Here is a 1888-nt window from a genome sequence, read left to right as displayed (position 1 = left end):
CGAAGCTGGTCAGCGTTGATGAACTTGTTGCGGAATGCGACTTCAGCAGGTGAGCCAACCAGCATACCCTGACGGGACTGAATGGTCTGAACGAAGGTTCCAGCCTGCATCAGGCTGTCCGGCATGCCGGCGTCAAGCCAGGCACAGCCGCGCCCAAGGCGATCGACCTGCAACGTTCCCTCTTCAAGATACATCCGGTTAAGGTCAGTGATTTCCAGTTCCCCACGAGGGCTTGGCTTTACCTTTTTGGCAAAATCCACCACGCGGTGATCATAGAAATACAGACCTGTGATGGCCCAGTGAGATTCTGGCTCGGACGGCTTTTCCTCAACCTTCAGGGCCCGACCGCTTTCATCAAACGACACCACACCATAACGCTCTGGATCGCGGACCTGATAGGCGAACACGGTTGCCCCTTCCGGACGGTTCGATGCCGCACGGAGCAGAACGCCAAGATGTTCGGAGAAAATTAGGTTGTCGCCAAGGGCGAGTGCGCAAGGCGCTCCCTGGATCCAGTCTTCCGCGATCAGGAATGCCTGGGCCAGACCGTCTGGGGAAGGCTGGATGCGGTATTCAAAGTTGACGCCGAACTGTGAACCATCGCCCAGAAGGCGCTGAAACTGTGGCATGTCATGCGGGGTCGTGATGATCATGATATCCCGGATTCCCGCCAGCATCAGCGTGGAAAGAGGATAATAGATCATCGGCTTGTCATAGACCGGCAGGAGCTGCTTTGAGGAAGCAAGAGTCATGGGATACAGGCGTGTGCCTGAACCACCAGCCAGAATGATACCCTTCATGGGCTTCGTCTCGATCGTGCTCATGAGCGTGTTCCCAGTCGCTGTCCCGTGTAACGCTTGGAGCGGATTCCTTCCCACCAGTCACGGTTGTCGAGATACCACTGAACCGTTTTGCGGATGCCGGTTTCGAAGTCGTTCTTGGCTTTCCAGTCCAGCTCTTTCTCGGCGTGGGACGGATCAATTTCATAACGGAAGTCATGGCCGGGGCGATCTGTCACATAGCGGATCAGACGTTCACGCGGGCCTTCCGGGTCAGGAAGAAGTTCGTCCAGAACCGCGCAGATTTTCTTGACGACTTCCAGGTTCGTCCGGGGCTGACGTGCACCAATGGCGTAAGTCTCTCCCGGCTCGCCGATTTCGACAGCGCGGACAAGGGCTTCAGCGTGGTCTTCAACAAACAGCCAGTCACGGATGTTTTCACCTTTGCCGTAAACCGGCAATTCGCGACCTTCAATGGCGTTGATGGTCACGAGCGGAATGAGCTTTTCCGGGAAGTGCCAGATGCCATAGTTGTTGGTTGTGTTGGTGACGAAAGTTGGCAGGCCATAGGTGTGATACCAGGCACGAACCAGATGATCGGAAGAGGCTTTTGAAGCGGAGTAAGGGCTGCGAGGGTCGTAAGGGGTTGTTTCAGTAAATGGCGGATCGTTTGGCTCAAGGTGGCCAAACACTTCATCCGTTGAAATATGGTGGAAACGGAAAGCCGCTTTCTCATCATTCTCAAGGCTGCTCCAGTATTTCCGGGCAGCTTCAAGAAGAGAATAAGTGCCAACAATATTTGTCTGGATGAAAACGCCAGGACCATCAATCGAACGGTCTACATGGCTTTCAGCCGCCAGATGCATGACGGCATCCGGACGATATTCCTCAAAGAGGCGCTGCATTTCAACGCCGTTTACGATGTTCGCCCGTGCGTGGGAATAACGCGGATCAGAAGCGACTTCGGCTACGGTATCTTCAGAAGCTGCATACGTCATGCAGTCTACATTCAGCACGCTGTGTTCGGTATTTCTGATAATATGACGCACCACGGCTGAACCTATGAAGCCGCAACCGCCTGTCAACAATATCCGCATTTCAACCTCTTA

Annotated in this window: 2 protein-coding genes; both read right to left on the bottom strand. The window is 54.3% G+C overall.

What is annotated here, in order from left to right:
* Window positions 1–800 (bottom strand): glucose-1-phosphate thymidylyltransferase RfbA (gene rfbA / locus HK24_RS13315; RefSeq protein ID WP_198942138.1); only part of this gene is annotated, 800 nt, incomplete at its 3' end.
* A gap of 20 nt (window positions 801–820) precedes the next feature.
* Window positions 821–1876, bottom strand: coding sequence for a dTDP-glucose 4,6-dehydratase (gene rfbB, locus HK24_RS13310; RefSeq protein WP_086634874.1), 1056 nt, complete (start codon window positions 1874–1876; stop codon window positions 821–823).
* Window positions 1877–1888: the final 12 nt, after the last annotated feature.

The sequence above is a fragment of the Gluconobacter sp. DsW_058 genome (assembly GCF_002153615.1).
Taxonomy (GTDB): domain Bacteria; phylum Pseudomonadota; class Alphaproteobacteria; order Acetobacterales; family Acetobacteraceae; genus Gluconobacter; species Gluconobacter cerinus.
This window is presented reverse-complemented; position numbering and strand designations above follow the sequence as displayed.